The sequence below is a fragment of the Actinoplanes sp. NPDC048791 genome (assembly GCF_040650095.1).
Taxonomy (GTDB): Bacteria; Actinomycetota; Actinomycetes; order Mycobacteriales; family Micromonosporaceae; genus Actinoplanes.
The window spans coordinates 1-4,873 of sequence record NZ_JBEZGQ010000658.1; the positions used below are offsets into that span (position 1 = coordinate 1).

Annotated in this window: 5 protein-coding genes; 2 read left to right on the forward strand and 3 right to left on the reverse strand. The window is 73.6% G+C overall.

Annotation, left to right across the window (positions count from 1 at the left end):
* The first annotated feature begins 281 nt into the window (after positions 1 to 281).
* A complete protein-coding gene (locus AB0C29_RS33820; RefSeq protein WP_360828960.1) occupies positions 282 to 1,844 on the forward strand; it encodes an ATP-dependent DNA ligase in 1,563 nt (520 codons plus the stop codon).
* 22 nt (positions 1,845 to 1,866) lie between these two features.
* Here AB0C29_RS33820 and AB0C29_RS33825 read toward each other — a convergent pair whose 3' ends face one another.
* Genes AB0C29_RS33825 through AB0C29_RS33835 form a run of 3 tightly spaced genes read right to left on the reverse strand, consistent with a single transcriptional unit; the run spans position 1,867 to position 3,375 of the window.
* Complete coding sequence (locus AB0C29_RS33825; protein ID WP_360828963.1) at positions 1,867 to 2,073, reverse strand: hypothetical protein; 207 nt, start codon at positions 2,071 to 2,073, stop codon at positions 1,867 to 1,869.
* Between the two features lie 35 nt (positions 2,074 to 2,108).
* Complete coding sequence (locus AB0C29_RS33830; protein ID WP_360828966.1) at positions 2,109 to 2,546, reverse strand: hypothetical protein; 438 nt, start codon at positions 2,544 to 2,546, stop codon at positions 2,109 to 2,111.
* Positions 2,547 to 2,556: 10 nt separating this feature from the next.
* The gene (locus AB0C29_RS33835; RefSeq protein WP_360828969.1) at positions 2,557 to 3,375 is read right to left on the reverse strand and encodes an SURF1 family protein; all 819 of its coding nucleotides are present in this window, start codon (positions 3,373 to 3,375) and stop codon (positions 2,557 to 2,559) included.
* 111 nt (positions 3,376 to 3,486) lie between these two features.
* Between AB0C29_RS33835 and AB0C29_RS33840 the strand changes: the two genes are divergently transcribed.
* The coding region (locus AB0C29_RS33840; protein WP_360828972.1) for a cobyrinate a,c-diamide synthase at positions 3,487 to 4,873 on the forward strand (1,387 nt) is incomplete at its 3' end.

Here is a 4,873-nt window from a genome sequence, read left to right on the forward strand (position 1 = left end):
GCCCCGCGGGGCGCCGCGCGACTGGCCCCTCCCACTGCCCGGTCTTTCCGCCGCCCAGGTCCTCCCGCCGCCCAGTCCTCCCCGGCTCGGCGGCGTCGGGGGGCCGTTGCTCAGTCCTCCCGAGCCTGGCGACGGCCACGGCCGGCCGCCGGCCGCCGGTCTCCCGGACGCAGCAGCAGAGCGGTGGAGCAGCGGGCGGGCCCCCGGACCGGGCCGGTTGCGAACGCTTCACGGGGGAGCGGATCGCGACCGGCCCGCGAATGTCGTACCTGGCTGCCAGGATGGGGTTCGTGCAGTTCCTCGACCTGGCAGCCACGTCGGCCGCCGTTTCCGCCACCTCCGGCCGCAAGGCCAAGATCGACCTGCTCGCCGATGCCCTCCGGCGTCTCGATCCCGGCGAGCTGGCCGCCGGCTCCGCCTACCTGGCCGGTGAGCTGCGGCAACGCCAGACCGGCGTCGGTTACGCCGGCTTGCGTGATCTCCCCGAGCCCGCCGCCGAGCCGGTGCTCACCGTGGCCGAGGTCGACGAGCGGATCGCCGCCATCTCCGTTGTCGCCGGCACCGGGTCGCAGGCCCGCCGGCGTGACTTGCTGGCCGGGCTCTTCGGCCGGGCCACCGCCGATGAGCAGCGGCTGCTCGTCGGCCTCTTCAGCGGCGAGTTGCGCCAGGGCGCTCAGGCCGGCCTGCTCGCCGACGCCGTCGCCCGCGCCGCCGAGGTGCCTGTCACGGCTGTCCGGCGGGCGCTGCTGCTCTCCGGTGACCTCAAGCAGGTGGCTGTCGCCGCGCTCGCCGGCGGGGCGCCCGCGCTCAGCGAGATCAGCCTGCGGGTCGGCACTCCGCTGACCCCGATGCTCGCCAGCAGTGCCCCCGATGTCGCCGCGGCGCTGCTGGCCACCGGGTCACCGGCCACCGTCGACGTGAAGCTCGACGGCATCCGCATCCAGGTGCACCGTTCCGGGGACGAGGTTGCCGTCTTCACCCGCAGCCTCGACGACATCACCGCGCGGTTGCCCGAGGTCGTCGCCGCCGCGCGGGCCGTTCCGGCTCGGGAGTTCGTGCTCGACGGTGAGGCCATGGCCCTTGACGCCCAAGGGCGGCCACGGCCGTTCCAGGAGACGTCGAGCCGGGCCGCCACCCGGGGTGCCCGGCGCGGCGGGAAAGAGGGGCCGGTCGACGGGCCCGGGCTGGTTCCGTACTTCTTCGATCTTCTCCACCTCGGCGGCACCGACCTGCTCGACGAGCCGGGCCGGGTGCGCTGGGCCGCGCTGGCCGACGCACTGCCCGCCGAGCTCATCGTGGGGCGGCGGACCGTCGAGAGCGAGGAGCAGGCTGCCGAGGCGTTCGCGGCCGCCCTTGCCGCCGGGCAGGAAGGCGTCGTGGTCAAGGCCCAGGAGGCCCCGTACGACGTGGGCCGCCGGGGCGCCGCGTGGGTCAAGGTCAAGCCGCGGCACACGCTTGACCTGGTTGTTCTGGCTGTGGAGTGGGGGCACGGGCGGCGGCAGGGGTGGCTGTCCAACCTGCACCTGGGCGCCCGGGATCCGCGGACCGGCGGGTTCGTCATGCTGGGCAAGACGTTCAAGGGCCTCACCGACGAGCTGCTGCGCTGGCAGACCGAACGGTTCAAGGAGCTGGCGATCGACGACTCCGGCTGGGTGGTCACCGTGCGGCCCGAGCAGGTCGTGGAGATCGCCTTCGACGGTGTGCAGACCTCACCCCGCTATCCGGGCGGGGTGGCGCTGCGGTTCGCCCGCGTCCTGCGCTACCGCGACGACAAGCGCGCCGAAGAAGCCGACACCATCGACATGGTCAAGGCCCTCGGCTTCCCCGCCACCCCAGAAAACTGAGCCAACGCCACGAGGGCGAGGGTCAGTCGTCGGTCAGATCGTTGAGGACTTCGGCGGCGTGGTCGCTGCCGCCGTCGGCCAGCCTCCGTAGCTCTGCCACATCCCCGCGCTCCCCGGCGATCTCGACCAGCGCCGACACCGCGTCAGCACTGCCGCCGGCAGCAAGGCGCCGCAACCCGTCCAGATCATGACGCTCGATCGCCAGTGCAACACGGTCGTCGTCGGCCATGCCGTCACCCTCTCGTAGGAACGGGGAGACCCGGATCAGAGAGCCGCGAGCGACCGCACGTAGTTGACCTGCTGATGGACATAGGTCACCTGCGACTGATCGGTCACCGGGATCCGGGCGACGTACTGCCGTGTCGCGTTGGTCACCGTCACCTGCACCGTCCCTCGCGGGACAGTCACCTTCACCAGCAGGAACAGCAGGCTGAAGATCGTCAGGACGCAGAACCCCACGATCGCCGCCGCGATGGCCCACGGCGGGATCTTCTGCTCGCTGTGCCAGTAGTCGTTCACTGTCCACGTCGAGCCGGCCAGCGGGATGTCCCCGGCCGGGGTGTGGACCACCGTCGACGTGACCGCCATGTCGCCGATCTGGGCGATCACCGGGCCCGGCACCAGCGGATCCGGCGGTGGGACCGGCTGTGCGGGGGTGGGCACGCTCCAGGGGTCACTCGGCGTGGAGTCCGGAAAGGTCACTCCGCCGAGGTTAGTCGGCCTGCCTTGCGCTGGGAACGGCCGCCATGCGCTGGTCTGCCGCCGCCACCCGGTCCTCCCGCTTCTTCGGGGCGTCGCCGTTGGCTTCCTTTCGGGCCTGCCACCCGTACGCGAGCAGCGCCATCACCGCGAACAGCCACCACTGGACCGCGTAGCCGCCGTTCTGCCACGAGTCCTCGTGATCGATCGGGATCCGCGCGAAGCCCGGCTCGGGGTCGCTGACCAGCACGTATGCCCCGTACACGGGGAACGGCAGCTCGGCCGCCAGCTTGGGCACCGCGATCCGCCGGGTGTCGATCCGGCCGTCGCGCCGCGCCAGCGGGGCCGGCCGGCTCTCGGACAGGTGCACCTGGCCGACCACCGTTACCTCGCCCGTCGGGGCCGGGGTGGCCACCGGCGCCGAGATCGCGTCGCCGTCCTTCGACGGGACCCAGCCGCGGTCGATCAGCACCGCCGTGCCGTCGGCCAGCAGCAGCGGGGTCACGATCTCGAAGCCGACCGAGCCGTCGACCGTGCGTCCGCGGGCCTGGATCTCGTGCGCCGCGTCGTACCGTCCGGTGACCGTGACCTTCGTCCAGGCCGCGTCCTCACCGGGGGACGCACCCGGCTTGCCGGGCGCGACCGGCTTGGCCAGCACGGACGCCAGCGGCACGGCGGGGCTGGAGTCAGCGGCGTCGATCCGCGCGTTGATCGCGCTGCGTTCCTGGTAGCGGTGCAGCTGCCAGTTGCCGAGGAACACCATGATCACCGAGGCGGCCACGGTGAGCGCCGCGGCGGCCAGCCAGCGGGGCGTCAGCAGGAACCGGTACACGTTCTGAGGCTACCCGGCTCGCGACGGCCGCTTTCCGCTGGCAGGTAGGGTGCGATGTCCGGCGGTCAATATCATGTCGCCGTCGTTTTCCGTATCCCCGAGGGAGCCGTGATGTCCGCCCACTCGCGCCTGGTGGTGAGCGCACCCTCGTCCGGGCACGGGAAGACCGCGATCGCGGTCGGGTTGCTCGCCGCGTGCACCGCGCGGGGGGTGCCGGCCACCGGTTTCAAGGTCGGCCCCGACCACACCGACGCCGCCTACCTCGGCCTGGCCGCGGGGCGTCCCGGCCGCAACCTCGACCCGCGCCTGGTCGGCGCGCAGCGCATCGCGCCGCTGTTCGCGCACGGCGCGGCCGGCTCGCAGATCGCGGTCATCGAAGGCGCGATGGGCCTGTTCGACAGCCTGACCGGACAACCGGAGATCGACGGTACGGCCGCAGTCGCCGCCGCGCTGCGCGCGCCGGTGGTGCTCGTCGTCGACGTGGCCGCCATGGGTCACTCGTTGGCCGCGCTGGTCCACGGCTTCCGGATGTTCGACGAGATGGTGCACCTCGGCGGCGTCATCCTGAACCGGGTGGCCTCGCCCCGCCACGAGGAGATGCTCCGCACCGCGCTCGACGACATCGGCATGCCGGTGCTGGGCGCGCTGCGCCGCGGTGACCTCCCGGCCGTGCTGCCGGCCCGCGCCCAGGGCCCGGTCCCGGTGGCGCACCGCACGGTCGAAGCGGTCCGGGCCGTCCGCCGCCTCGGCGAGGCCGTCGCCGGTGCGATCGACCTCGATCGGGTGATGGCGCTGGCCGACGCGGCGCCGCCGCTGCCCGAGCAGGCCTGGTCACCGGTGGACGCGCTGGCCGAGGCGACCGGCGAACCGCTGGTGCCGCCGGAGAACCGCCCGGTGATCGCGCTGGCCGGCGGACCGGGCGCCCCTTACACGTACGTGGAAACGGTCGAGCTGCTCACCGCGGCCGGCGCCGAGGTCGCGATCATCGACCCGCTGCGCGACGAAACCCTCCCGGCGGGCACGCGCGGGCTCATGATCGGGGCGGCCCTGCCGGAGGGGTACGCGGAAGAGCTGTCCGCGAACCGCCGCCTCTGCGCGGCCGTGTCCCAGCTGGCGCACGACAACCGCCCGATCATCGCCGAGGGCGTCGGCCTGCCCTGGCTGACCCGCGACTTCGACGGCCGCCCGATGTGCGGGATCCTGGACGCGTCGGCGCTGACCGCCGGCCAGACGATCGCGGGCTACCGCGAGGCGACCGCCCCGGCGACGTCGCCGCTGGCCCCGGCCGGTGCCCGGATCACCGGCTACAAGCAGCACCGGGCGATCGTCACGCCCCGGGCGGGCCAGGTGCCGGCCTGGACCTGGGCGGGTGGTAATCCGGAGGGCTTCGTCTGGCGTCAGGTCCACGCGTCGCAGCTGGGGCTGCACTGGGCCGGGGCGCCGGAGATCGCCCGGCGGGTGGTCGCGGCGATGCTGGCCCCGGCGCAGCCGGCGCCGG